This window comes from Leifsonia tongyongensis, assembly GCF_010686705.1.
GTDB classification, from domain to species: Bacteria; Actinomycetota; Actinomycetes; order Actinomycetales; family Microbacteriaceae; genus Diaminobutyricibacter; species Diaminobutyricibacter tongyongensis.
Map to the genome: position 1 here is coordinate 187,710 of NZ_JAAGWY010000005.1, position 25,111 is coordinate 212,820.

Annotated in this window: 26 protein-coding genes; 20 read left to right on the forward strand and 6 right to left on the reverse strand. The window is 63.1% G+C overall.

The annotated features are described in order from the left end of the window. Positions 1 to 259 precede the first annotated feature (259 nt). On the reverse strand, positions 260 to 742 hold the full coding sequence (locus G3T36_RS18300) for a hypothetical protein (RefSeq protein WP_163291296.1): 483 nt from the start codon (positions 740 to 742) through the stop codon (positions 260 to 262). A 245-nt stretch (positions 743 to 987) separates the two neighbouring features. On the opposite strand from G3T36_RS18300, the gene G3T36_RS18305 reads away from it, so the two are divergent. Next, on the forward strand, positions 988 to 1,599 hold the full coding sequence (locus G3T36_RS18305; protein WP_163291297.1) for a hypothetical protein: 612 nt from the start codon (positions 988 to 990) through the stop codon (positions 1,597 to 1,599). Continuing rightward, positions 1,599 to 1,853: a helix-turn-helix domain-containing protein gene (locus tag G3T36_RS18310; protein WP_163291298.1), complete on the forward strand. Its 255-nt coding sequence runs from the start codon at positions 1,599 to 1,601 to the stop codon at positions 1,851 to 1,853. Before G3T36_RS18305 ends, G3T36_RS18310 begins: the two co-directional genes overlap by 1 nt. Before the next feature lie 134 nt (positions 1,854 to 1,987). Here G3T36_RS18310 and G3T36_RS18315 read toward each other — a convergent pair whose 3' ends face one another. The 3 genes from G3T36_RS18315 to G3T36_RS18325 all read right to left on the reverse strand — a co-directional run bounded on the left by G3T36_RS18315 (position 1,988) and on the right by G3T36_RS18325 (position 3,296). Further along, on the reverse strand, positions 1,988 to 2,464 hold the full coding sequence (locus tag G3T36_RS18315) for an SHOCT domain-containing protein (RefSeq protein ID WP_163291299.1): 477 nt from the start codon (positions 2,462 to 2,464) through the stop codon (positions 1,988 to 1,990). A gap of 4 nt (positions 2,465 to 2,468) precedes the next feature. Further along, positions 2,469 to 2,756 (reverse strand): hypothetical protein, encoded by a 288-nt coding sequence (locus G3T36_RS18320; RefSeq protein WP_163291300.1) that lies wholly within the window; start codon positions 2,754 to 2,756, stop codon positions 2,469 to 2,471. A 213-nt stretch (positions 2,757 to 2,969) separates the two neighbouring features. Then, complete coding sequence (locus G3T36_RS18325) at positions 2,970 to 3,296, reverse strand: hypothetical protein (RefSeq protein WP_163291301.1); 327 nt, start codon at positions 3,294 to 3,296, stop codon at positions 2,970 to 2,972. A gap of 609 nt (positions 3,297 to 3,905) precedes the next feature. Between G3T36_RS18325 and G3T36_RS18330 the strand changes: the two genes are divergently transcribed. From G3T36_RS18330 to G3T36_RS18385, 12 genes are all read left to right on the forward strand, one after another. Then, complete coding sequence (locus G3T36_RS18330) at positions 3,906 to 4,088, forward strand: hypothetical protein (RefSeq protein ID WP_163291302.1); 183 nt, start codon at positions 3,906 to 3,908, stop codon at positions 4,086 to 4,088. A 381-nt stretch (positions 4,089 to 4,469) separates the two neighbouring features. Continuing rightward, on the forward strand, positions 4,470 to 5,078 hold the full coding sequence (locus tag G3T36_RS18335) for a helix-turn-helix domain-containing protein (RefSeq protein WP_163291303.1): 609 nt from the start codon (positions 4,470 to 4,472) through the stop codon (positions 5,076 to 5,078). Positions 5,079 to 5,087: 9 nt separating this feature from the next. Further along, the gene (locus G3T36_RS18340; protein ID WP_163291304.1) at positions 5,088 to 6,266 is read left to right on the forward strand and encodes a CaiB/BaiF CoA transferase family protein; all 1,179 of its coding nucleotides are present in this window, start codon (positions 5,088 to 5,090) and stop codon (positions 6,264 to 6,266) included. 232 nt (positions 6,267 to 6,498) lie between these two features. Next, positions 6,499 to 7,797, forward strand: a complete 1,299-nt coding sequence (locus tag G3T36_RS18345) for an MFS transporter (RefSeq protein ID WP_240148646.1) — start codon at positions 6,499 to 6,501, stop codon at positions 7,795 to 7,797. 6 nt (positions 7,798 to 7,803) lie between these two features. Next, on the forward strand, positions 7,804 to 9,174 hold the full coding sequence (locus G3T36_RS18350) for an FAD-dependent oxidoreductase (protein ID WP_163291306.1): 1,371 nt from the start codon (positions 7,804 to 7,806) through the stop codon (positions 9,172 to 9,174). Beyond that, positions 9,171 to 10,388 carry a CaiB/BaiF CoA transferase family protein gene (locus G3T36_RS18355; RefSeq protein WP_163291307.1) on the forward strand — a complete coding sequence of 406 codons (1,218 nt, stop codon included), beginning with the start codon at positions 9,171 to 9,173 and terminating at the stop codon, positions 10,386 to 10,388. The genes G3T36_RS18350 and G3T36_RS18355 overlap by 4 nt, the downstream gene beginning before the upstream one ends. After that, positions 10,385 to 11,173, forward strand: coding sequence for an enoyl-CoA hydratase-related protein (locus G3T36_RS18360; protein WP_163291308.1), 789 nt, complete (start codon positions 10,385 to 10,387; stop codon positions 11,171 to 11,173). Before G3T36_RS18355 ends, G3T36_RS18360 begins: the two co-directional genes overlap by 4 nt. Then, positions 11,170 to 12,105: a dihydrodipicolinate synthase family protein gene (locus G3T36_RS18365; protein WP_163291309.1), complete on the forward strand. Its 936-nt coding sequence runs from the start codon at positions 11,170 to 11,172 to the stop codon at positions 12,103 to 12,105. The genes G3T36_RS18360 and G3T36_RS18365 overlap by 4 nt, the downstream gene beginning before the upstream one ends. Further along, entirely contained in the window at positions 12,106 to 12,879 is a 774-nt protein-coding gene (locus tag G3T36_RS18370; RefSeq protein WP_163291310.1) for an SDR family oxidoreductase, read from the forward strand. A gap of 21 nt (positions 12,880 to 12,900) precedes the next feature. After that, a complete protein-coding gene (locus G3T36_RS18375; protein ID WP_163291311.1) occupies positions 12,901 to 14,337 on the forward strand; it encodes an aldehyde dehydrogenase family protein in 1,437 nt (478 codons plus the stop codon). Between the two features lie 364 nt (positions 14,338 to 14,701). Then, complete coding sequence (locus tag G3T36_RS18380; protein WP_240148647.1) at positions 14,702 to 15,577, forward strand: NADP-dependent oxidoreductase; 876 nt, start codon at positions 14,702 to 14,704, stop codon at positions 15,575 to 15,577. A 114-nt stretch (positions 15,578 to 15,691) separates the two neighbouring features. After that, the gene (locus G3T36_RS18385) at positions 15,692 to 16,171 is read left to right on the forward strand and encodes a nucleoside/nucleotide kinase family protein (RefSeq protein ID WP_163291313.1); all 480 of its coding nucleotides are present in this window, start codon (positions 15,692 to 15,694) and stop codon (positions 16,169 to 16,171) included. A 187-nt stretch (positions 16,172 to 16,358) separates the two neighbouring features. Here the strand turns inward: G3T36_RS18385 and G3T36_RS18390 are convergent, their stop codons facing one another. After that, positions 16,359 to 17,744: a dihydrolipoyl dehydrogenase family protein gene (locus G3T36_RS18390; protein WP_163291314.1), complete on the reverse strand. Its 1,386-nt coding sequence runs from the start codon at positions 17,742 to 17,744 to the stop codon at positions 16,359 to 16,361. A gap of 73 nt (positions 17,745 to 17,817) precedes the next feature. Here G3T36_RS18390 and G3T36_RS18395 point away from each other — a divergent pair, with 73 nt between their 5' ends. After that, complete coding sequence (locus G3T36_RS18395; protein WP_163291315.1) at positions 17,818 to 18,777, forward strand: AraC family transcriptional regulator; 960 nt, start codon at positions 17,818 to 17,820, stop codon at positions 18,775 to 18,777. A 102-nt stretch (positions 18,778 to 18,879) separates the two neighbouring features. Here the strand turns inward: G3T36_RS18395 and G3T36_RS18400 are convergent, their stop codons facing one another. Further along, complete coding sequence (locus G3T36_RS18400) at positions 18,880 to 19,518, reverse strand: TetR/AcrR family transcriptional regulator (RefSeq protein ID WP_163291449.1); 639 nt, start codon at positions 19,516 to 19,518, stop codon at positions 18,880 to 18,882. 117 nt (positions 19,519 to 19,635) lie between these two features. Between G3T36_RS18400 and G3T36_RS18405 the strand changes: the two genes are divergently transcribed. The 5 genes from G3T36_RS18405 to G3T36_RS18425 all read left to right on the forward strand — a co-directional run bounded on the left by G3T36_RS18405 (position 19,636) and on the right by G3T36_RS18425 (position 24,990). Continuing rightward, positions 19,636 to 20,178 carry a carboxymuconolactone decarboxylase family protein gene (locus tag G3T36_RS18405; RefSeq protein WP_163291316.1) on the forward strand — a complete coding sequence of 181 codons (543 nt, stop codon included), beginning with the start codon at positions 19,636 to 19,638 and terminating at the stop codon, positions 20,176 to 20,178. Position 20,179: 1 nt separating this feature from the next. Continuing rightward, positions 20,180 to 21,004: an isocitrate lyase/PEP mutase family protein gene (locus G3T36_RS18410; RefSeq protein ID WP_163291317.1), complete on the forward strand. Its 825-nt coding sequence runs from the start codon at positions 20,180 to 20,182 to the stop codon at positions 21,002 to 21,004. Positions 21,005 to 21,077: 73 nt separating this feature from the next. After that, a complete protein-coding gene (locus tag G3T36_RS18415; RefSeq protein WP_163291318.1) occupies positions 21,078 to 21,725 on the forward strand; it encodes a nitroreductase family protein in 648 nt (215 codons plus the stop codon). Positions 21,726 to 21,841: 116 nt separating this feature from the next. Then, positions 21,842 to 22,225, forward strand: a complete 384-nt coding sequence (locus tag G3T36_RS18420; RefSeq protein WP_163291319.1) for an MmcQ/YjbR family DNA-binding protein — start codon at positions 21,842 to 21,844, stop codon at positions 22,223 to 22,225. A gap of 329 nt (positions 22,226 to 22,554) precedes the next feature. Then, the gene (locus G3T36_RS18425) at positions 22,555 to 24,990 is read left to right on the forward strand and encodes a phosphoketolase family protein (RefSeq protein ID WP_163291320.1); all 2,436 of its coding nucleotides are present in this window, start codon (positions 22,555 to 22,557) and stop codon (positions 24,988 to 24,990) included. Positions 24,991 to 25,111: the final 121 nt, after the last annotated feature.

A 25,111-nucleotide genomic window follows, 5' to 3' on the forward strand; every position in this document is an offset into this window, starting at 1 on the left:
GCCTCCTCACCCAACAAATGTCAAGAGAAGCCAAATCGTCTCAAAAGATCACGGCGTATCTCAGCTCGACGCGCTCTCGCCTCTCACGATGCAGATCGGTACATCGCCTGCTCTTAGTCAGCTCTCGGAACTCAGGGCTTGCACACCGTTCATCGCCGAGCCGCCGTTGAAGGCGGACTGGCAAGTCAGGCGCACGTATGACGTCCCGTAAGACCTTCTGGGTGTCCTCATGGGGACGCTCACCTGAAACAAGCGGGGCCTATTTGAGAGCCTTTTCCTTTTTCACGGCCGTCGGTGTTCCCCAGTAGTTCATGCGCTTTCCATTGGCGCTCTTGATCCAGGCGACGGCACCCCACGCGCCGAGGTTTCCGGCGTAGTACGTCCCGACGCATACGGTCTGGCCCTTTGGATTCGGAGTTTCTTTCGCGTGACAGATTTCCTGTGACGTGAGTGCACCCGGCGGCGGTGCAGCAAGAGTATGACCGTCCGGAAAGACAAGGTTCGCACCTGTTAGATCGCACGTTTGGTGACTCAAGTCTTCGACGTGCGTGGCCGGAGCGGGGCTGGTTGGGCAGGGCGGCAACGTCCCTTTCGGGAGCGTGATGCCTTCGTCGATGCAGCCGGTCAAACCGAGAAGGGCTGCCAGTGCCAGCGCCGCGACGAAACCACCCCGCAACATGCCGCCGCAGTATGTCATGCTCTGTACGGACGCAAGTGCGGCCCTCGCGATCTCGCGATGCATCTGTCTCCTCTGAAGAGCTGGCCCCCGGCCACAATTTCACTCGCGCGGTGCGCCCGTGAAGCCGAGGCTATCGGTCGAGGAAACGCCGAGTCGCCCCCAGTGGGGGGATGCATCCGGGCGGACGCGATTGTGCAGAACCAGCACTATTGCTCCGAGCCCAGGACGGGCGTGCCCCGATAGGGGACTGGCGGTGATGTTATCGATTGTCGTTGTATACGTTTATCGATAACCAGAGTTGGAGTCACATGAACACTCAACGCCGCACCAGCCTCGGCCGAATCATCCTGTACGTTCTCAGTCTCGGCACCCTCGTCTACGCACTTGGCATCGTCGTGTTCGGTGTCGTCGCACTCGCTACGCAGCTCGCAGCGGGCACCATTCGCCCCACGATGTACTGGTCCGAAGGTCAGATGCAGTTCACGGACACTGGAGATGGAACGAGCGGCATCCTCATCGCGGGCCAGGGGGGTGCTGTCGTGTCGTCAATCACCGGCGTCTCTTCCAGTACAGTCGCGCTCTACGTCACGGCCACGCTGGTCACCCTGCTCGCCCAACTGGCACTTGGGGTGCTCGCGCTTCTGCTGCTGAAGCGCCTGCGCTCGGATCGACCGTTCGCCGACTCCACTTGGAGAATCGTCGCCGGGTCGAGCGTCGCCGTCCTGACGTTCGGCATCGTCGGTCAGTTGCTTGCGTGGTGGACCCGGGTTGCGGTGATCTCGGAATCCGGGGGCAGCAACTTTTCGACTTCGTTCGTATTCGAGCCACTCACAGTAGCGATCACGCTCTCCCTGGCTCTCGTTGCCGTCGCGTTCCGGGCGGCCGAGCGGCTCCAGTACGACAGCGACGGACTCGTCTAATGGCACCCGCTGATTCCGACGAGAATGCCGCACAAATTCATTGCCGGTTGGACGTGCTGCTCGCAGAACGGGAGATGACACTGACCAAGCTCAGCGAGCTGGTCGGCGTCAGCCTCGTCAACCTATCGGTTCTGAAGAACGGTCGTGCACGTGCCATCCGCTTCTCGACTCTGACGGCGATCTGCAAAGCACTCGACTGCGAGGTCGGTGACCTGCTCGTTCTGGCCGAGTGGAAGGCCGGGACTGCTGTGTAGTTTGCGATGCGGGAACACGTACCGCGCAGCAATACTGGCAAGTGACCGGGTCGGTGTGATGTCACGCAGGCAGATTCTCTCGGCCCTGACTCCTGGTCCCTGTTCGAGCGAGCCAGCGCAACTCCAGAAAGCTTCTACGACGTCGTCCCGAGCGTCTTCGCTTTTGCGGCCTCGAACTCGGCGTCCGAAAGGACACCCTTGGCATGCAGATCAGCCAGGTTGGCGAGCTCTTCGGACATAGACGCGGCGCGCGTATGAGCGGGGCCCTCCTCGTGTTCGCGTTCACGCATCCGCTGCTTCAGCATCGGCCGCTCTGGGACAGCCCCCTGCGCGCGGCTTGTGCCTGCGCGAACGGCAATGAAGATGATGAGCGTTAGCACCCCGGCTAAGGCGATGCCGATGCCGACCCACATCCAAACGGTGTCCGTGACCGCTTGCGCATCATCGTAGAAGCCTCCAGAAAGGGTTGCCCCAAGGTCGGCGACGTTCTGGTCGAACACACGCCGGCTGTTCATCGCGATCGCGAGGATGCCTCCACCGACGATTGCGGCAAGACTGAACCAGACAAGAGACGCCCTGCCGATGCTCGATTCGCTGCGTGATTCGCTCATGGCGTCAGTACCCGGCGACGGGTGCCGCAGCTGCGACACCAATCACCACTGCGGCGATGAAATTCGCGACGACGGCAACCGCCACGATCCCTGTAAACCAGGCGATCGTCTTGAGGTACAACTCGACCTTCTGCTCGTGAGTCCTGACAGGTGCCATACGTGCCCGTACCTCGGCGACTTCTTCGGCCGTCATCGGTGGGGGGCCGTCGCCGGCGACAGCGGCGCGCCAATCTGCGGGTGATAGCGGATTGGACGCCGATCGCTTGGCACCTTCGTCGATGGAGTCTGACATTTTCGCTTCCTTCTGCCGTGGCGGTACTTCCGCCCTAGCTCCCGAGTGAGATCCCGAGCGGTTCCTTCAGTTCGGAGCGTGTGAACAGCAGCGCCCCACGGTGTGACCTCGACCTTTAGAACTTCAGCCGGCAGCTGTTGCCCCGTCGTGTGCGCAACTTCGCGCGCTGCGATTCCGAGGACTGCCACCCAAACGGATCTGAGACGCTGAGGCTCAATGCCACCCAATCTGGGAGCCGTTCATAGAGAAACCTCCGCGCGGATCCGGTGACGGCTGCGGCTCGTCGAAGTGCGGGTTCGCCGCACCCGGCAGGCTCTGTGGCACCACCCGGAGACGCACCGCCGCGACGATCGCGAAGACCGTCACTGCGAGCAACACGACACCAGTAGCGAGGAGTGCCCAGCCGGCGGCGTTCCCCATCGAGACCATGATCACTCCGATGGGTCCGCTGAGCCATGTCCCGACGCCGGCCACACAACCAAGCGCCACCAGCCACGCGACCCGCCGACGACGGCGCTGCAACTGCTCAAACTCGTTCATCAGTGCGCTCATCAGAGCCACCCCCTTGTCCAAAACATAGTGGATTCGCGGTGCGCTCCGCCGGATTCGTTTGGCGCAGCGTACGGTGACTTAGGTGCGAACCAGGAGCTGGCTCATCCTCACCGTTGTTACGCTTGCGAGCCTTCCGCTGGCGGGATGTTCCGTGACCTGCGCAGAGGCCAACCAGACGCCCCCACACGTCAACCTCGATGCCTCGGCGTGGTTCGACGCTCATCCCAAGACGAGGCTCGAGGTCTGCCTCGACGGGTCGTGCCAGATGGTTTCGAAGCCGTACCCCGTTGTGGAGCTTGGTCTCCCGGCAGCTGATCAAGCAAGTCCGGCTGAGGCTCGCGCTCTTACTGTGATACCTGAACCTGCGGGCAGTGCCTTATCCGAGCACTCGACCCACGTTGCGCTGCGTTCGACGTCCATATTGTCGCCGTGCGGGACACAGGTTCTTTGGAGCGCCGACGTGACTGTCTCGAGTAACGGGAACCTCACCGTAGCTTGGTAGTGAGACTGGACCCAGACAGCCCGTGCGGCATTCCATCGCCGAGGCGCTTCACCGGCACTCGACTTGATTCGTGGCCGAGCCTGGTCCTCAGGAATATGCCCGGCGTTCGGACCCATGAGGAGCTCGGACGCATCGAGTATCGCCTCACCTACATGCGCCGGGTGGATCTTGAAGATGATCCCGTCCTCGGCCCCCGTCGATCGCTCTCGTGGCGGAACACCAGCCGGGAGGACTACCTCCGTGCATCGATCAACGCCTTCCGCGATGGGCATGACTAGGCGTTCCAGTCGGTGATTCGCCAGGCAATGCCGCCCACCGATCGACGGGCTGTCACCGCTCGACGCACTGGGATATGACGTCACTGAGCCCACGGTGTCCGCTTCAGCCTCGGACCCCGCCACAGCGGCGTGCAGGCGAAGACCCCCCGAGGCTTTCGGCGGGCCTGGCAGGCACCGACCCACAAGTTGGAACGAGCTCTGACGGGCGCTGTGGATGACTTCGAATTGGTTCGATGACTGACCTCGCAGAGTGTCGGGAAACTCCGCCACTCAGCGAGACGTAACTGAACGGCGCAGACGTCTGCAGTTAGGTCCGAAGAGATCGCTAGGCGTCATCGAGGTTAACGAGTTTAGGATAATGAAGAAGGAAAGGGGGCGTGAATGTCGAAAACCGAGTCCGACTCCCGCCCGGGCGCTTCGTTGGAAGTGATCCTCGAGGGCATCGGGGATACCGTGCGCGCACGGCGGAAAGCGCAAGGATTGACCCTCAGCGCGATGACCCAGCGAACGGGGCTCAGCACGGCGATCATCAGCCAGGTCGAGCGCGGGCTCGCGAATCCGTCCTTCTCGACGCTGGCGCAGATCGCTCACGGGCTGGACATACCGGTCGGCGAACTCTTCGCACAGCAGCCCGTCGCCCGATCACCTGTTGTGAGGAAGTCGGATCGACGCGATCTCCTCTCTACTGTGGCCGAGGCGCGGGGCCGCACCGTGTTCGAGCTGCTCTCGCCCGACCTGCACGGGACATTGGAAGCGCTGTGGGTTGAGACCCCGCCTGGGCACGACTCGAGCGATACTCCGTTCACGCACCGAGGCGAGGAATTCGGGATCGTTATCTCGGGGAAGAAAGAAGTCTTCATCGATGGCGAGAAGTACCTGCTCGAACAGGGGGACTCGATTACCTTCAACTCGACGATTCCGCACTGGTACAAGAACACCTCCGATGAGGTGTGCACCGCGATCTGGGTCATCTCCCCACCGAGCTGGTAACGGCGCCGTATGACATTGCCATTGGAGGGCCTGCGGGTCATCGACCTCACGCAGGTGATGCTGGGGCCGTCGTGCACACAGACCCTCGGCGACTTCGGCGCGGACATCGTCAAGGTCGAGCGTCCTGGTGCCGGCGACCTGTCACGCGTCGGGGTGTTCGCCGCTGCAGGAAACGAGAACCCCGTCTTCTCGGCCCTGAACCGGAACAAGCGCAGCATCGTCATCGACCTTTCCTCCGCGGAGGGCAGAGTCGTCATCCGTGATCTCATTCGCGACGCGGATGTGATCGTCAGCAACTTCAGGCCGGGAGTCATGGAAAGGCTGGAGCTCGGCTATGACGACCTATCCGCGATCAACCCGCGAATCATCTGGGCTGCGGGCTCGGGCTTCGGCCGAAGTGGGCCGTACGCACACAAGGGTGGGCAGGACATCCTCGGCCAGGCGTACTCCGGCGTCATGAAACGTCGCGCGGACCCGGGTCATCCGATCGCCATCTACGCGACTCCGATCGCCGATTACACCGCAGGTCAGCATCTCGTGCAAGGCATCCTTCTCGCTGTGCTGCAGCGCGAGCGCACCGGCGTCGGTCAGGTGGTCGACGTCAGTCTGCTCAACTCGATGCTGGCTCTGCAGATGCAGGAGGCAACTGCCCGATTGACGATCGATGAGGAGCTCAACTGGGCCCTCATGCCACTCACCGGCTGCTTCCCGACCCTCGACGCGGAGATCGTCGTCATCGGCGCTTTCAAGCCCAACCCTCTTGCCGATATCTGCGCCGCGCTCGGATTGCCCGACCTTTCACTCGACGAGCGGTTCAGCACCTTGGCGAGCTTGCGCGAGAACCGGACCGAGATCCGTGAAATCCTCGCACGCCGGTTCGCCCAGCAGACGACGCAGCACTGGCTGACTGCACTCGAAACCGAAGACGTGCTGTGCGGGCCGGTGCTGGATCTCGCGCAGGCGCTTCAGAACGTTCAGACCATCCACAACGGCATGATCCTCGAGTTCGTCGACAACGATGGTCGGAGCGTGCGAACCATCGCGCCACCGATCACGCTCTCGGCCGTCGCCCCGTCCGTCCGCCATGCTCCCCCGAGGCTCGGAGAGCACACGACGGAAGTACTACACGAACTCGGCTACACCTCCTCAGCCATCGCCGGGTTGAGGGCGCGAAACGTCGTGAACTAATTTCTTTACTATTGTTAACGCGTTAGATATAGTCAACAAATAGTTACCCGAGGATGCGCATCCTCGAAAAATCCATGACCGCTGTGCCGGCGACGTGCGTAGGCCGGATCGTTCTGCTGGACCGTCCGCACGAGACGCGTCCGCCTCGTGCGCCGACATTCGACGTACGCCGTGCCGCCCCAGTTGGGGTGACTCGCATGTGATGATTCACGCTCTCGAAGAGGAGAAGACATTGATTGACAATGAAGTCATTACCCGGCCGAGCAGTCGCGTTCGGCTCGCGCCAGAGACTCGCCGAGGCCTGATCGCTCTCGGACTCGGGGGGACCCTGGAATGGTACGACTGGATGCTGTTCGGCCTGGTGGCCTCCTATCTCGGCCCGAAGTTCTTTCCCGCCAGCAGCCCCGTGGCCGCCACCCTGAGCGCCCTCGCGGTGTTCGCTGTCGGGTTCTTCTTCCGCCCGATCGGAGGCATCATCCTCGGAACGTTCGCTGACCGCATCGGGCGGCGAAAGATCATGATCTTCAGCGTCGGCATGATGGCAATCACCACTCTCGTCATCGCCATCTGCCCGACCTACGCACAGATCGGCGCGTGGGCCGGCGTGATCCTGCTGCTCACTCGAATCGTCCAGGGCATCTCCACCGGGGTGGAAGGGCCGCTCGCGACCGCTCAGGGCCTCGAGCTCGTCCCCGAGGGCCGCGAGGGTACGGTCGCTGGCGTCATGAGCGCGTTCGTCAACTTCGGCATCCTCGCCGCCTCCCTCGTCACTTTCCTGACCGTGCTTGTGCTCGGTCCGACCGCCATGTCGGATTGGGGTTGGCGCATTCCCTTCGGCGTTGCTGTGGTCGGGAGTCTCATCGTCGTGTACCTGCGACGGCGCCTGCCTGAAACGATGACCCAAGAGGAACTCGAAGAGTCGTCGACCGGCGCGATCTGGAGCAGTGTCGGACGCAACTGGTTGAGCGTACTGGCCATCGTCTTCGTCGTCGGTGCGGTTCAGGTATACAACTATGCCTGGACCACCGGACTGCCTAACACGGCACGAACCGTCATGAACGAATCCCCCGCCGCGGTGTTCGGCATCACGACACTCCTGTCGGTCGTCATGGTCGTCGGATCCCTCATCGTGGGAAAGCTCGTCGACGGCAAGGCGCTGTCGAAGTGGTACATCTGGACCCGAGCCCTCGCCATCCCGTCGATGTTCCTGATCCTGCTGTACGTGCGGCCCGGGATCGGGGCATTCGCCGGCGTCGTTCTGGGAGGTTCCATCGTCATGGTGCTGAACATGACCCTCTACAACGTTGTGACGTCGACCTTGATGCCCAAGGCGTCGCGCGGGGCAGGAACCGCCCTGGGCTATGGCATCGGCGTCGCGGTCTTCGGCGGCACGGCCGCGTACCTGGTGGTCTGGTGCGCCTCGATCCACCAGCTCTGGCTGTTCTCTATGTACGGGGCGGTTCTGATGGTCCTCAGCATCGTCCTCTATGTCCTGGCGCGCCGCATCAATGGCATCCACATCGGAAGGTAACAACGAATGTCTTCGCAACACCTGCTCATCAGCTCAGATGAGGTCTCTGCACCGGTCGTCTCCCGGTCCGACGTTCTCGTCGTCGGCGGTGGTCCGGCAGGGGTGGCGGCAGCAGTGACGGCGGCGCGCAGCGGCATGTCCGTCACTCTCATCGAGCGATACTCCTACCTCGGCGGCCTGGCCTCCGGCGGGATGGTCCTTGTGCTAGACGACATGATCAACGGTCAGGAGATCACGGTCACGGGTATCGTCTCGGAGTACATCGAGCGACTGCAGAAACTGGGTCTGGCTGTTGTTCCTCCTCCCGAAGACCGTGCGATGTCGCAGGAACTGTGGAACAAGTGGGGACGGTTCGGCACCTTCGACTTCCACAGTCATACCCATCCGAAGCCGATCTGCTATGCAGCCGCCTTCGATCCGGACGGCTGGAAGCGTGTCTCCAACGACCTGGTCCGGGAATCGGGAGTCAATCTCGTCCTGCATTCCTTCTTCTCGCGACCGATCGTCGACGACGGTGTCATGAAGGGCGTCGTCGTCGAGACGAAGGCTGGGCCGGAGGCACACCTCGGCACGGTCGTGATCGACACGACCGGCGACATCGACGTAGCATCCCGTGCCGGTGCCGACTTCATCCAGGGCGCCTACATCACGACACTCGTCTTCCGTCTGGGCGGGGTGAACACGCGACTGGCTGAGGAGTACGAGCAGCAGAATCCGAAGGAGGCGCGGGCCATCAATAGGCAGGTCAAGCGGATCCTCGGCGGGGCATGGGACCTGTGGTGGCTGAAGACCCCGCTTCCCGGGGTGGTCTGGTGCAACGCCCCGCATATGACCGGGTTCGATGGCACCGATCCCCGATCACTGACCGAGGCGGACTTCGCCGGCCGTGACCGCATCGGTGAGGCCGTCGCGTACGTGCGAGAGTTCCTGCCAGGGTTCGAGGACTCCTATGTGCTCGACACCGCCCCGCAGATCGGCGTGCGTCAGACCAGGCTTCTGCAGGGCGAGTACGTCATGACGAAGGAGGACGTCGTGCGCCGTCGTCACTTCACGGACACCGTCGCTCGCGGCCGCGACTACTACTACCCGTACCGTTCCCTGCTGCCGAAGAATGTCGACCAGTTGCTCGTCGCGGGCCGCCACTTCTCGGCGACCTCCGACGCCCAGAAGTCGTCGCGCGAGATCCCCCCGTGCATGGCGATGGGACAGGCGACCGCCGTGGCGGCTTCCCTGGCGGTCCAGCAGGGGATTCGGGTGCGCAACGTGGATGCGACTGAGATCCAGCGCGGAATGCGCGCCCACAACGCAGACCCAGGTGACCGGCCCGCCGCCAACGCCCTCATCGAGGATGACAACACGGTGGCGGTCGCCTCATGACCCCGCGGCCACAGGAATCCGTTGCCGCCGCGTCGGCACTCCCTCTGGCGGGGATCACCGTCGTTGACTTCACGCAGGTCTTCATGGGGCCGAGCTGCACGCAGATGCTGGGCGACTTCGGCGCCGACGTCATCAAGGTCGAGCGGCCAGGGGCCGGCGACACCTCACGCAACTCGCTGCCAGACAGGGACGGGAAGGACAACCCGATCTTCCTCGCGATCAATCGCAACAAACGCGGCATCACCATAGACACCAAGCAGGAGGAGGGTCGCGCCGCGCTTCGGGAACTCATCGCGAGGGCCGATGTCGTGGTCAGCAACTTCCGGGCCGGGGTGATGGAGCGGATGGGGTTCGATTATGAGGAACTGCGCACTGTCAATCCTCGGCTCGTCTGGGCTTCCGGAACAGGGTTCGGGCCAACCGGACCGCATGCCGATCTCGGAGGCCAGGACGTCATCAACCAGGCCTACTCGGGCGTGATGCGGCGGCGCAGCTCCGACGATCTGCCGCTCTCGGTCTACCCGACCACTTTGTGCGATTACACGACGGGCATGCACCTGTTCCAGGGCATCCTCCTCGCACTGCGCACCCGCGACGCCACTGGTGTCGGGCAGCGGGTGGATGTGAGCATGTACGACTCGATGCTGCACATGCAGATGCAGGAGGCGTGCATGCAACTCAACCGGGGCTTCGAGGTCAACTGGGGGGCGATGCCCCTGACAGGAGTCTTCGCGACCACCGACTCGGCCGTGTGCCTCGTCGGGGGCTTCTCCACCGACCCGCTCAAACGGATCAGCGCCGCCCTGGAGTTCGGGGAGGATCTCACGGAACGCCCGGAATTCTCCACGTTCGAGAAACAGGTGGAGAACCGCGCAGAACTGCAGAAGCTGCTGGCGCAGCGATGCGCGACCGGCACGACAGCCCATTGGACGGCCCGTCTCGAAGCAGAAGGGGTTCTCAACGCCCCCGTCCTCACCCTCGCCGAGACGCTCGCCGACCCTCAGACAGTCGCAAACGGGATGATCGTCGAAGGAGACCATCCGGTGGCCGGCCGCTTCAGCATGCTGAACGCGCCGATCCACCTCTCCGAGACACCCGCCACCGTGCGCCGCGTCGCGCCCCGTCTGGGTGAGCACAACGTGGAGGTGCTGCGTGAACACGGGTTCGACGAACAGACGATCGGACGGCTGCAAGAACTGGGAGTGCTCGGATGACCGACGAAGTACGCTACGAGCTCGACTCCCGCGGGGTCGCGACGGTCACCATCGATCGTCCGCACGTGCTCAACGCAGTCGACCGGAGGACACACGACCGGTTGAACGAGATCTGGGCCGCGATCGAGGCCGACGCCGGAGTGCGGGCAGTCGTCATCACCGGAGCAGGCGAGAAGGCGTTCTGCACCGGGGCGGACATGTCCGCGGGGAGCGTCGGCAAGACCGGCCTCGAGTACTGGGCGGAGCTGGACCCGAACGGATTCGGCGGTGTGAGCCTGCGGAGCACCCTCGATATCCCGGTGATCGCCCAGGTGAACGGCTACGCCCTCGGCGGCGGCATGGAGATCGTCCTCGGCGCCGACATCGTCATCGCGAGCGAGAACGCACGCTTCGGCCTGACCGAGCCCCGAGTCGGGCGGCTCGCTCTGGACGGCGGCATCCACCTCCTGGTACGACGCGTTCCTTACACGCAGGCGATGGGGATGCTGCTTACTGGGAGGCGGGCATCGGCAGCCGAGATGGCGGCGATGGGACTCGTGAATGAAGTGGTCGCCGCCGACGAGCTCCACGATGCCACCGAGCGCTGGATCGCAGACATCCTCGCCTGTGCGCCCACCTCGGTGCGCGCGGTCAAGCAGATGGTCACTCGCACGGCGCAGCTCACGGCCTCGGAAGCGCGTGGGATGCGCCTTCCGGCGCTGATGGCCGCCTTGGACAGTGAGGATGCCATCGAAGGCATCGCCGCCTTCCAGGAGAAGCGCCGGCCCGAATGGAAGGGTCGATGACGACGGCAGCGAACACCGTCGGCGAGCGGAACGCCGCACCTCTGGAGCCGGGCGTATGGGGAGTTCTGGCCACGCCGTTCGCTGGGCCGAACCGAGACCTCGACCTCCCGAGCCTCACTCGGCTGGTCCAGTTTTACGAGAAGTGCGGCGCAACCGGCCTCACAGTGCTCGGGGTGTTCGGGGAGGCCTCTTCGCTCAGCGGCGAGGAACGCACGGCCATCCTGCGCACTGTCGCCACCAGCACAGAACTGCCGATGGTGGTCGGCGTGAGCGCGCTCGCGACGGCGCCTTCCATCGCGGAGGTCACCTCAGCGCGCAGTGCAGCCGGCGACCGTGTGCGCGCGGTCATGGTGCAGATCAACAGCGGCTCTCCCCAGGTCGTCATCGAACACCTCCACGCCATCCACGCGGAGACGAACACTCCGATCGTGTTGCAGGACTACCCGGTGGCGAGCCACGTCACCGTTTCCACCGACAGGGTGATCGAGATCGTCGAAGCGTGCCCGTTCGTCTGCGCGGTGAAGGCCGAGGCGCCGCCAACAGCTGCGGCCATCGCACGAATAGTGGATCGCGTCAGCGTCTCCGTGTTCGGGGGGCTGGGCGGACAGAGCCTGCTCGACGAGCTCGCTGCGGGCGCCGCGGGGGCGATGACCGGATTCTCCTTTCCCGAGGCACTCGTCGGATGCGTGAGCGCTTGGCACGCCGGCGACAGTGACAGCGCACGAGAGGCATTCATCCGTTACCTCCCCCTCGTCAATTACGAACAGCAGCCCCGGGTGGCACTCGCTCTGCGCAAGGATCTGCTGGCACGCCGGGGCCTCATCGGCGATGGAGCCGTCCGGCCGCCCGCCGCGGCGTTCCCCGAGCAATTGCGCGAGATCGCCGCGGACCAGCTCCGCCGTGCCGAACTCATCGAAGAAAGGGGGCGTTAGATGGACCTCGGATTACACGGACGCACCGCCCTCGTCGCCGCATCCACCGGCGGTCTGGGACGTGCCATCGCGGAATCCCTCGGACACGAAGGCGCACACGTCGTCATCACCGGACGCCGGCTTGCCGTGGCTCAGGAGATCGCGGAATCGCTTCCCTCCGCGATCGGTGTCGAACTGGACGTCACGGACCCATCCTCCCGCGCAGCGGCGATCGCCGCGACCGAGGCGTGGTTCGGCGCGGTCGACATCCTCGTCGTCAACGGCCCGGGCCCGCGCCCGTCGACCACCGCCGACCTGAGCACGGCCGACCTGACGGCGGCATTCGACCAGCTCGTCTCACCCGGACACGATTTCATCATGCGTACCCTGCCAGGCATGCGCGCTCGAGGCTGGGGACGGATCCTCGCGGTGGGATCCAGCGGGGTCGTAGCGCCACTTCCGAACCTGGCCGCCTCCAACCTCGGCAGATCAGCATTGGCCGGATACTTGAAGACCCTCGCGAACGAGGTCGCAGGCGAGGGCGTCACTGTGAACCTGTTGCTCCCCGGGCGGATCGCCACCGACCGGGTCGCCCGACTCGACGCAGCGCAAGCAGCACGGGAGGGGATCGATGCGGCGGAAGTGACAAGGAGCTCGCAATCCACCATCCCCGTCGGACGCTACGGCACCCCGGAGGAATTCGGGGATGCCGCCGCGTTCCTCTGCAGCGTACGTGCCAGCTACATCACCGGCGTGGCGCTGCGCTGCGACGGCGGCCTCGTTCGCACTCACTAATCTCATCGGAAGGACCAGCAGATGTCATCGACAGCGATAGCACAGCACCTCATCAACGGGGAATTCACGGGCGACGCGGTGATGGAACGCCGCAACCCCGCGCGACCTGACCAGGTGGCCGTCATTGCCGCATTAGGCACCCGCGCAGACGCCGACACCGCGATCGCCGCTGCCACGGCAGCCCAGCGCGAGTGGGCGGCCGTTCCGGCTCCAGCGCGGGGCGCCGTCCTGATGCGTGCCTCGGAACTCCTCCGCACGCGTGCCGGACAGGTCGCGGCCGACCTGGTCCGAGAGGAGGGGAAGACTATCGCGGAGGCATCCGGTGAGGTCGCCCGTGCCGTGGGCGTGCTGCAATTCTTCGGGTCACTCGGGTGGGCGTCGACAGGAGCGACGTACGAGAGCGCGCTGCCCGGAACGACCATCTCGACGCGACGCCAGCCACTCGGCGTCGTCGGACTCATCACCCCCTGGAACTTCCCCATCGCTATTCCGGCCTGGAAGACGGCACCTGCCCTCCTCGCCGGCAACGCCGTGGTACTCAAGCCGTCGGACCTCACACCGATGTCGGCAAGTCATCTCGCGGCCGCACTTCACGACGCAGGGCTGCCGGCCGGTGTTCTCAATGTGGTCCACGGCAGCGGCAGCACCGTGGGCGAGGTACTAACGCACGACGACCGCATCACGGCGGTCTCCTTCACGGGTTCGACCAGGGTCGGACGGCAGCTCGAGCGCGTCTTGAACGAGCGCGGTGCCCGCAGCCAGCTGGAGATGGGCGGCAAGAACGGGGTCCTCGTCGTGGATGACGCCGACCCGCGCCGGGCAGCGCAGATCGTGGCCTCCGGCGGCTTCGGACTCACCGGACAAGCATGCACCGCCACCTCGCGCGTGTACGTGACACCCGGCATTCGATCCGCATTTCTCGCGGAACTTGCCGCCCTCGCAGCGACCTACGCACCGGGCGACGGCATGCAGCCGGACACGGCCATGGGGGTGGTGGCGAGCGACGCGCAGCTGGAACGGGATCTCACGGCCGTCCAGATAGCTGTCGACAACGGCGCAACACTGCTGCACGGCCGTCCGGAAAGCGATGGGCTGCGCTTCGAGCCTGTCATAGCCATCGACGTCGAACACACCTCACCGCTCGCCGCAGAAGAGATCTTCGGACCAATCATCGCCGTGATGGACGTGCCCGATTACGAAGCAGGACTCGCCGCGATAAACGATTCCGCGTACGGACTGACGGCGGGAATCTGCACCACGAACCTCTCCCACGCGTCGGACTTCGCCGAGCGCGCTCACGCCGGAGTAATCAAGGTGAACCGGGCCACCGCCGGGCTCGATCTGCACGTACCCTTTGGCGGAGTCAAGGACTCCTCATCCGGTACCTTCCGCGAGCAGGGACACACCGCAACACACTTCTACACCTGGGAAAAGACCGTCTACCTCGGCGTCGATTGACTTAGACCCACGATCCAGCACCTCCTCGAACTCAGCGCTCACCCCTTCACGCCGAAGGACACCGCGCTTCGCGGTCCACGCGACTGCCTCAAGATGCGCCATACGCAAACGCTAGCGGCCGCGATCATCAAGATGAGCGACTCCCCTTGGGCGCTTCCGCATCTCTAAATTTAAGGTGCGCTCAGGGGCTAGCTGCTCCGCGGCGTGCCATCCGTCGACTGCGATGAGGCGCAACTTTACCCGCGACGCCGGAACCTCACGTTTCGGGTACCTACATCGTCAGTTGTTTAGGAGACCGATTTCTACGAGAGAGCTCAAGATGAAAGCAATTACCGTAACTGACCGTGCTGCTGGACCTGCAGGAATGACCATTCAGGACCGGCCGTACCCGCATGCGGCCGAGAACGATGTCATTGTTCGCGTACACGCAGCCGGTTTCACACCCGGCGAACTTGAATGGCCGGCGACGTGGACAGACCGTGCCGGTCGCGATCGAACGCCCACGATTCCGGGACATGAGGTGGCCGGTGTCGTCACCGAACTGGGCTACGGCACAACTGGCCTAACAATCGGCCAGCGCGTATTCGGTGTAGCCGATTGGGCCCGCGATGGCACCCTGGCAGAGTACGTCGCCGTGGAAACACGCAACCTTGCGCCTCTGCCCGCTGATGTTGACTTTGTCACCGCGGCAAGCCTCCCCATTTCCGGGCTAACCGCATGGCAGGGGCTGTTCCAGCACGCAGCCCTACTCCCTGGGCAGACTGTGCTTGTAGCAGGGGCCGCCGGCGGCGTCGGAACGCTCGTAAGTCAACTTGCCCGCGATACTGGCGCCTTCGTAATCGGGGCGGGGCGACAGGCGCATCGTGAACGTATCGCCGAAGCTGGCGCCCACCGCTTCCTCGATCTGGAACACGACAGCATTGAGGAAGGGCCTGAGGTGGATCTCCTCTTCGACGCTCTCGGCGGTGACGTAGCTACGCGCTTGACTGCTCGTGTGCGTCGTGGCGGAACAGTGATCTCAATAGCGAATCTGCCGGAGATCGCACGGACCGACATAAACGCGCACTTCTTTGTGGTCGAGACGAACCGCTCACAGCTCATGGAGCTGGTTGAACGAGTGCGGTCAGGTCGCATCCGCACCTTTGTCGGGGACGTGGTCTCCCTTGATCAGGCGCCAGCGGCATTTTCGAGTAAAACGTCCAACCTGGGAAAGATCGTCGTCCAAGTAGACGCTGACTAAACAGTCGGGGAGTCGAAAAGAGCATCCCGATGTGCGCAATGGTTCCCGCTAATCGTGATGCATGCGGTTCAGGGTCTACAGCGCTCAATCAGGTGGAAACGGATTGGAGAAGAAGTGACAGACAGCAAGGAAGTACTAACGCAGGCGCGCGGGTTCTACGCGGGGGTGGCCGCCGAGTTCCTGGGGATCTACAAGCAAGGGCCGCGGTTTGTGGCCGTCACGGGAGTCCCACGCAGCAACACGGCAGGAGCGGCCGAGATGTTCGCGGAGGCGCTACGCGAAGCAGGCCAGGATGTGCAGCGAGTGAGCGCCGGAGATACTGGAGCGGACCGGTTTCGCATGGAGACCATTGCTCCGTTCCGTTCGCGCGATAGCGTACTGGTGGTGGATGGCCCCGGGCTCCTCGACGCGGATTTCCGCGGGTTGTGGAACTTCTCGCTCTGGGTTGAGCACGACACGGAGGGGAGCGTCGACCCTTCGGTTGGAACCACCGAAGCGACGTATTCGCTCGGCGACCCTCGTGAGGTGGCATCCGTCCTGTTCGACGACACGGACCCTGAGCGGCCGCGCCGGCTGTGGGCCGACTCCTGCTGAAAGACCCGTACCGGGTTAGACCTCTGGTACCGGTCGAGTTCATAGGAAGAGACGAGGCGGCCGTCCCGGCGATGTGCTGAACGTGTTGGGGCGGCAACCGAACCAATCGCCGCAGGACGACAAACGCGGACTGCGTGCGCGGATGCGCCCGGCGAACAGAGTCCGCCGGGCGTATCCGCATGAGAGTTCAGGCGATGATCTTGGTGAACACCTCGTTGAATGCTTCCGAGGTGCTCGGATGCGTGTAGATCGCATCTTGCAATGTCGCGGCCGTGACTCCCTGCCTCATGGCTAGTGCGATGGTGTTGATGACTTCCTGGGCGTCGATGCTAAGGATCGCGGCGCCAAGGATCAGGTCGGTTTCTGCATCGAGGATGAACTTCATCACGCCTCGGGTCTCCTCGACGGTGTACGCCCGGCGGAAGGCGACGATGTTTGCGACGTTCTCGCGGGCGATTTTGATGTTCAATCCCCGCCCGCGTGCTTCTCGCTCCGTCAGCCCGACGGTGGCCAGTGGCGGTGTGATGAACATAGTCTGGGGAACCGCGACCCGGTCCGCTGTGCTGCGGGTACCGTAACCGAGAAGCCGATCGAGAACAATTCGCGAGTCGTCCAGCGAAATATAGGTGAACTGAGGTCCGCCATTGACGTCGCCGAGCGCGAAGATATGCGGCTGGCTTGTCCTGAGAAACTCATCGACAATCACTGCACCACGCGGGGTGGTCTCCACTCCCGCCGCGGCGAGGTTCAGCCCGGCAGTGGCCGGTTTCCGACCCGTTGCAGGTAGGACAGCATCGGCACGGATCGTGTAGGTTTTCCCATCTATCGTGTAGCTGACCAGAGCTCCACCCTCGGTGTCGACAACTCGAGTGACGGTCGAGCCGGTGACGATCGTGATCCCGTCGCCGGCGAGGATGTCGGCTGCGACGGACGCGATGTCGTCGTCTTCTTTGGGAAGAAGGTGGTCAGCGGCCTCGAGGACGGTGACATCCGAACCGAAGTGTCGGTATATGGACGCGAACTCAAGGCCAAGGTAACCGCCGCCGATGATGACCAGATGCTCGGGCAACCTCTCCAGCCGGGTGAGATCGCTGCTGCTGACCAGGTGTGCGCTATCAGCGATCCCCTCGATGTCTGGAACGATCGGTTCGGACCCGGTGTTGATCAGGATCGTCGAAGCGGTAACGGTGATCTCGTCGTGACCTTCGCCTACCGCGACTGTGTGAGGGTCCGTGAAGCGGGCCGAGCCGGTGATTACCGTGGCTGTGTCTTTACGGTCGATTGCGTTGAAGTTGGCGGCGCGGCCAGCCGTGGTGAGCGCCCGGACTCGCTCGATGGAATTGGCGAAGAACTCCTGTGCCGCGTCTTCCAAACGTTTCGCGTTCGAATAGTGCACGAGCATCTTTGTCGGAATACAGCCAACATTGGGGCACGTTCCCCCGTACATTCCCTCCGCCTGTTCGATCAACACGACCTGCTTTCCAGCATCTGCCAAAGCGGCCGCTGCCGTCTTTCCGCCTTTACCGAATCCAAGAACGATAACGTCGGCGGTGATAGCTGTTGTGGTGTCCATAAATAGAGTGTGCTCTACCATGTGTGCTACAAATAGCCCGTTTAGTTTCAACATTTCGCTCGAAAGTATCAATATGGATGAGATCAGTCAGCTGTTGCGGATGGCCCGGCTGGAGGCCACTCTGGACACACGGTGCCTACTCGGAGGATCAACGAGTCTGGAACCGCTTTCCCGAGCGCTTCGGGAAATCCCTTTTCATGTCCTACTCGAAGGAGAATGCGTCCTCGAAGTAGGGGGGTCACGGTACCCAATGACTGCGGGCGATGTGGTGATAATCACCACGGGCGCCCCGCATCGAATCCTCACAGCTGGCGTTGGGCCAATTCGATCGACGATCAAACGTCACGGGAATACGTTCTCTGTCACCACGAGTGACGACGACAGCGAGCCGGTCATCGACTTGTTCTGCGGCCATTACACAATTGGGGCTGGGGCCGGCGCGATTCTGTTCGGCTCCCTTCCTGCGCCCACTCACGTCTCGTTATTCGGGTCTGCGGGCGGTCACGCCACTCTTACCAGGCTGAGTGAACTGTTGCGGTCCGAAGCCGAGCTCGACGGGGCCGGCACTGCCGCGATCATGTCTGCGCTCTGCACAGTTCTCATCGCCTTGGTTCTTCGAACAAGCGGTACATCCGGTGCCCATTCGCGTCTGTGGACTGCCGTTTCCGACCCGCGACTTAGCCGGATCATTCAGGAGATCCTCGCCCGACCCGGGGACCGCTGGTCAATTGAGCCGCTGAGCGCGGACGTTGCGATGTCTCGAGCGACGTTCATCCGGCGTTTCCAGGCAGCAACCGGCCTGACATTCGGACAGTTCCTGACTCGGTCACGGCTAATGGCTGCCGCCGATTTGTTGACCAACTCCGACCAAAATATCGCGGCGATTGCTGCTCAAATCGGCTACAAATCCGAGTCGGCATTCACTCGAGCATTTCGCGCGGCAACGGGTGAACCACCATCTCGGTTCCGAAAAACCCAGCAGGACGGCGTTTCAACCGCTACTGACCCGACAACAGCTGAGGAACTGCTTTAGTGCAGATCGGCGACAGTGCCGGCCCGCGAAACGGCGCTCAACATCAAAGTTGGTGAACCTGCTTTCGTGGCCAATCCCGGTGGCGATGTGTGTCGGCCGCGGTCAAGGAGAGACGGAGTCGTCGGGCGTGGTCACAAACGTCCGGAGGTGGTCCACAGCGGCGTACAGCGAGTGCTGTAGTGGGCTGATGTCGCGAGCGATCTGAGCGAGCAACATGCCACCCTGGTAGGCGGCAAGGAACATGTGGGCTAGCTGTGCCGGGTCGGCGGACGCGTTGATGCGACCCAGCTGTTGCATTCGCTCGAGTCCCTCGCGGAAGATGTCATGCCATTGCTTGAAGACCCGCGCCAGCTCGTCGTGAATGTCGAGATCTGTTTTGACGATCTCGCTTGCTAGGGAGCCGAGGCTGCAGCCATCCTCGAATCGGCGACCGGAAAGGATGTAGAAGTCCGCCCAGTCCTGAAAGGCTTCGACGCTGTCGAAGGCTTTGAATCGCTCGCTGCGGTGGAATTCGAGAATGTCGTCGGCCTGCCAATCGATGACCGCGAGGACGAGGCTTTCTTTGGTTGGGAAGTAGTGGGTGAGCTGCGATCCGCTGATTCCGGCGGCGTTGCGAATGAACTCGTTGTTTGTCGCGCGCAGGCCGTGCGTGTGGATCAGCTCCGCCGAGTGGCGAACGATGCGGGCGCGTGTCGCCCGGCCCTTGTCCGTGAGCTTCCACGGTCCAGGAGGCCGCTCCATGCTTTTCACGTTGGCACCTTACCAGAAAAATGGGTTTGACAACCCACTTTGACATGGTGTTCACTACAGGAATGGACGAAATAGTCCAGCAACTCATTCCTCGGAGGATCACCTGCCATGTCTCGATTGACCGTTCCCACCCGTGCTGACGTTCCCAACGGGACGCAGGGCATCCTCGACGGAATCCAAAAGCAACTCGGCTTCGCGCCGAGCATGTTCAGCACGATCGCGGCGAACCCCGCCGTGCTTGAGATCGTGATGGGCTTGCAGGGAAGCATTAGTCGACTTCTCGACGCGAAGACACGCCACACCATCGCGTTGGCCGTCTCTGAGTCCAACGGTTGCGGCTACTGCCTGGCCATGCACTCCTACGTGTCGTCGGAGCTCGGCAGCATGTCATCCGACGACATTGAGCTGGCACGCGCCGGAAGCTCCACCGACCCTCGTCGCGCAGCCGTCGCTCGCTTCGTGCAGAAAGTAGTCGACAACCGCGGACAGGTTGCCGATTCGGACATCGCCGCAGTGCGTGGGGCCGGATACAGCGACGCCGAAATCCTCGCGATCGTCACAATCGCGGTAGTTTTCCTCCTCACCAACTACATCAACAACGTCAACCAGACAGTCGTCGACGTGCCCGCCACCACCGGACAGGCGGCCTGAGATGTCCAGCTCTGAGACCTACGAGAAGTTCCTCGCCCTCCACACCCGCGAGGGCGGGCTTGTCATGCCGAATGCGTGGGACGGCCTCTCGGCACAACTCCTCGCCGCTTCCGGATTCGAGGCGATCGCGACGTCCTCGTATGCGCTCGCTGCCTCGCTCGGCCGGCAAGATGGACGACACCAAGTCACCCGTGACGAACATCTCGCTCACGCGGGGCTGCTTGCCCGCGTGACCGGCCTGCCCGTCAACGGCGACTTCGAAGACGGCTACGGAGAAACGCCCGAGGACGTCGCCGCGACAGTAAATGCTGCAATCGAGCAGGGACTGGCCGGTATCGGCATCGAGGACACCTCAGGCGATCCTGACCGGCCCATCCGTGACTTCGATGAGGCTGTCGCTCGCGTGCGCGCGGCGACGGCAGCGGGTAAGGGGCGCATAGTAGTCACAGGGCGCACGGATAACTACCTTCAGGGGCGGCCCGACCTGGACGACACGATCCGCCGTCTCACCGCCTTCGCCGAAGTTGGCGCCGACGTTGTCTACGCGCCGTACCCGTCCGACCTCGATTCGCTGCGCGCGATCATCACCGCGGTCGCGCCAACCCCGGTCAACGTCCTCATCTCGCCGGCGGATGCGGTGCTGACCGTCGCCGAGCTCCGCGCGGTAGGGGTCAAGCGGATCAGCGTCGGCCCTGCGCTCTATGCCCACGCGATGGGAGCCGTCGAAGAGGCGGTCAGCGCGCTTACGCGCGGTGACCTTGCGACGGCTACGACAGGCATGGACTTCGGGCGTATGGACACGCTCCTCGGACGCGGCAAGCCCTGAGCCTTACCACGCTGACCTCGCCGCCCATTTCTCACTACTAACGACCATTTATCAAGAAGGAAGAAGACCAATCATGGATCTCGACAAGCTGATGAGCAAACATCTCACACGCTACTTCGACGGCAGCAAAACAATTCCGGAAGAGACGCTGCAGCAGCTGCTTCGATTCCTGCGTTCGGCTCCGTCGTCGGTAAACGTGCAGCCGAACCACTTCTACGTTCTCTCCACCGAAGCCGGGAAAAGGAAGCTTGCGACCAACCTAGGCGAGCGATTCCAGGACAACGCCGAGAAGGTGATGAACGCGTCGCACGCGATGATCCTCACCACGCGGACAGAGGTCCCGGAGGAGCACATGGACGCGGTCTTCGCCAAGGAGCGCGAGGACGGCCGATTCCCCGACCCCGCAACGCAGGTGCTGTGGGAGTCGATGACCCGCGACTTCCTGAACATTCGTAACACCAAATACCAGGATCTAAATCACTGGATGGAAAAACAGACCTACATGGCATTGGGAATGACGATGATGGCGGCCGCCGAGCTCGGTATCGATGCAACACCGCTGGAAGGCTTCGATCGAGACACCGTCGATGAGGCGTTCGGTATCCGCGAAACCGGATACACCACCACCGTGCTGATGGCACTCGGCTACCCCGACCCGGCCAAGGTGTATGGCACGCCGATCTCGCGGTTCCACCCCGACCGCCTGTTCACCTTCCTCTGAGCCTTGGGCCCGGCGACCTCTGGGCGCCGGGCCATCCAGATGGCTTATGCGTGTCTGTACGGCACCGCGTTGCCGGTGGCGGGTTATCTGTCTACACGAACAGCCAGGAGGGCTAAATGCACCACGACGTGACGCTGAAGACGCGTTCGGCTACACGCGCTGCGGAGCTTCCGGGGACTGAGCGAACTCATCAGTCCACGGGTGACTGGGAGGTTTGGAAAGTCGGTGGCAAAGTGTTCATGCTTCAAACCACGATGCCCGGGGAACCTGTCGTAATCCTCAAGGCAGATCCTGCAGATGCCCTGTCGTTGCGCGAAGCCCACACGGACATCACTGCCGGCTACCACATGAACAAGACGCACTGGATAACGTTGCACCCGGGAGGCAACATCGACGCCGGGCTTGTCAATGACTTGGTGACCGATTCGTACCTGCTTGTCGTCGAGGGGCTCCCGAAAACGCTACGGCCAGTAGATCCTGCGACGTTTCAACGGCATTAGCCCCGAAGCTGAACCGATTCGGCATCTTCCCAGGAGTACCCGCAGCATCTGATGTGACTGCCGAAGCTGAGCCGCTCGCCTCGAAGCCGAAGTCCTTTCCGGGCCGTGGTTGATATTCGGTTTCGACAACACTGATCTGGCGATTGAATCGCCCGCGAATCGGCGCTGAATGACGTATCGGTTGACTCTGGTTCGCCAAAATCGCGAGATGGCGGACGCGGCAATGAAGCACCCAAAACGTCGATCTCAACGCGCCCACTATGGGTGATCGCCAGCGCACGAGCATCCAAGAGTGGACGAAATAGTCCTAATTGCTGTCATAATGAACTATGCCCGAAACGACGACACCGCAAGTGCTGACCGACGAGACACTGGACCGACTGGATGCCTGGTGGCGCGCCGCCAACTACCTTTCGGTTGGTCAGATCTATCTGCTTGACAATCCACTGCTGCGGGAACCGCTATCGCCCGAGCACATCAAGCCACGGCTGCTAGGGCATTGGGGCACAACCCCGGGACTCAACTTCATCTACGCCCACCTCAACCGTGTGATTCAAGAGCGCGACCTCCACACGATCTTCGTCGCCGGTCCAGGCCACGGCGGCCCAGGCGTGGTGGCGAGCGCGTACCTGGACGGGACGTATAGCGAGACATACAGCGCTATCGACCAAAGCGTCGACGGGCTCCGCCGGTTATTCCGTCAGTTCTCGTTCCCCGGAGGCATCCCAAGCCATGCGGCTCCCGAAACGCCCGGATCGATCCATGAGGGAGGCGAGCTAGGCTACGCGCTCTCACACGCATATGGCGCTGCGTTCGACAACCCCGGGTTGCTGGTCGCTACCGTCATTGGCGACGGCGAGGCAGAGACTGGACCGCTCGCGACGGCCTGGCACTCCAACAAGTTCCTCGACCCCGTGAGAGACGGTGTCGTGCTGCCGATTCTGCACCTCAACGGCTACAAGATCGCTAACCCGACAGTGCTCGCACGGATCCCGGAAAGCGAGCTGTTCGACTTGATGCGCGGATACGGGCACACGCCGTACCTCGTCTCGGGCGGGTTCGACGGCGAGGACCCGCGGCGTGTGCACGCCCGGATGGCGCGGGTGATGGACCGCATCCTCGACCAGATCGCCAGCATCAAGAAGGCGGCGGCGGCCGGTGAGTTGGGTGAGCGGCCCTCATGGCCGATGCTCATCCTGCGCACGCCGAAAGGCTGGAGCTGCCCGAAGGAGATCGACGGGCACCCGGCGGAGAACAACTGGCGTTCGCATCAGGTTCCGCTCGTCGACGCCCGTGATACCGAAGCCCACACCAGGCTGCTCGAGAGTTGGCTTGCGTCGTATCGGCCGGAGGAGCTGTTCGATGAGTCCGGCGCCCCAGTGGAACTGGTGACATCTCTCGCACCAAAGGGGGACCGCCGGATGAGCGCCAATCCGGTCGCCAACGGCGGCATTCTGCGCCGCGACATGCGGCTGCCCGACTTCCGAGAGTATGCGGTCGAGGTGCCATCGCCTGGCGAGACATTCGCGGAGGCCACGAAGGTGCTCGGCGAATGGTTCAGGGATGTCATGGAGGCGAATCCCCGTGACTTCCGTCTCTTCGGTCCGGATGAGACCGCATCCAACCGGTTGCACGCCGTGTACGAGGTAACGGGCAAGCAATGGAACGCCGAGTACTTGCCGATCGACTCGGACAACCATCTCGTAAGGTCCGGCCGCGTGATGGAGATGCTGAGCGAGCACCAGTGCCAAGGCTGGCTCGAAGGGTATCTGCTCACCGGCAGGCACGGCGTCATCAACTCGTACGAGGCGTTCATCCACATCGTCGATTCGATGTTCAACCAGCATGCGAAGTGGTTGAAGTCGTCCAGGCAGATCGCCTGGCGACGCCCGATCTCTTCTCTCAACTACCTCCTCAGCTCCCATGTCTGGCGCCAGGACCACAACGGTGCATCCCATCAGGATCCCGGCTTCATCGACCACGTCGTCAACAAGAAGGCCGACGTGGTGCGTGTGTACCTGCCGTTCGACGCGAACACGCTGCTGTCCACCTACGACCATTGCCTGCGCTCCGTCGGCTACGTGAATGTTGTCGTCGCCGGTAAGCAACCAGCACCGAACTGGCTCGCGATGGACGAAGCAATCGTGCACTGCACGCGCGGCATCGGCATCTTCGACTGGGCCGGAACCGAGGTCGACGGGGAAGAGCCCGACGTCGTCCTCGGCTGCGCTGGCGACGTCCCAACCTTGGAGATGCTGGCTGCCGCATCGATCCTGCGGGCCCGCATCCCGTCGCTGAAAGTGCGGGTCGTGAACGTGGTCGACCTGATGCGGTTGCAGTCCGAGGGCGAACACCCGCACGGACTGAACGACCGCGAATACGACGCGATCTTCACCACGGACAAGCCGGTGATCTTCGCGTATCACGGCTACCCGTGGCTCATCCACCGCCTGACCTACCGTCGCGCCGGGCACCACAACCTGCACGTGCGCGGATACATGGAGGAGGGCACGACGACCACACCGTTCGACATGGTGATGCTCAACGACCTCGACCGCTACCACCTGGTCATCGACGTGATCGACCGCGTGCCCGGCCTCGCCGCGAGGGAGGGCACGCTGCGGCAGGAGATGCAGGATGCGCGAATCAGAGCGCGTGAATACACGAGGTCCCACGGAGAGGACATCCCCGAGGTTGCGGAGTGGACCTGGGCGGGTGGGACGCAAGCGATCCGGTTGGACACGACCGGTGGCGATAACGACTGACCACCTGCTGCCGTTCACCGGTGTCAGCACCACGAAGCCTTCACGGTGAGCGGCTGCGCGGCGCAGTAGGGCGGTCGTGTCCGGTTCGGCACTCCTCACCCCCTCAATTTGAATACGAACC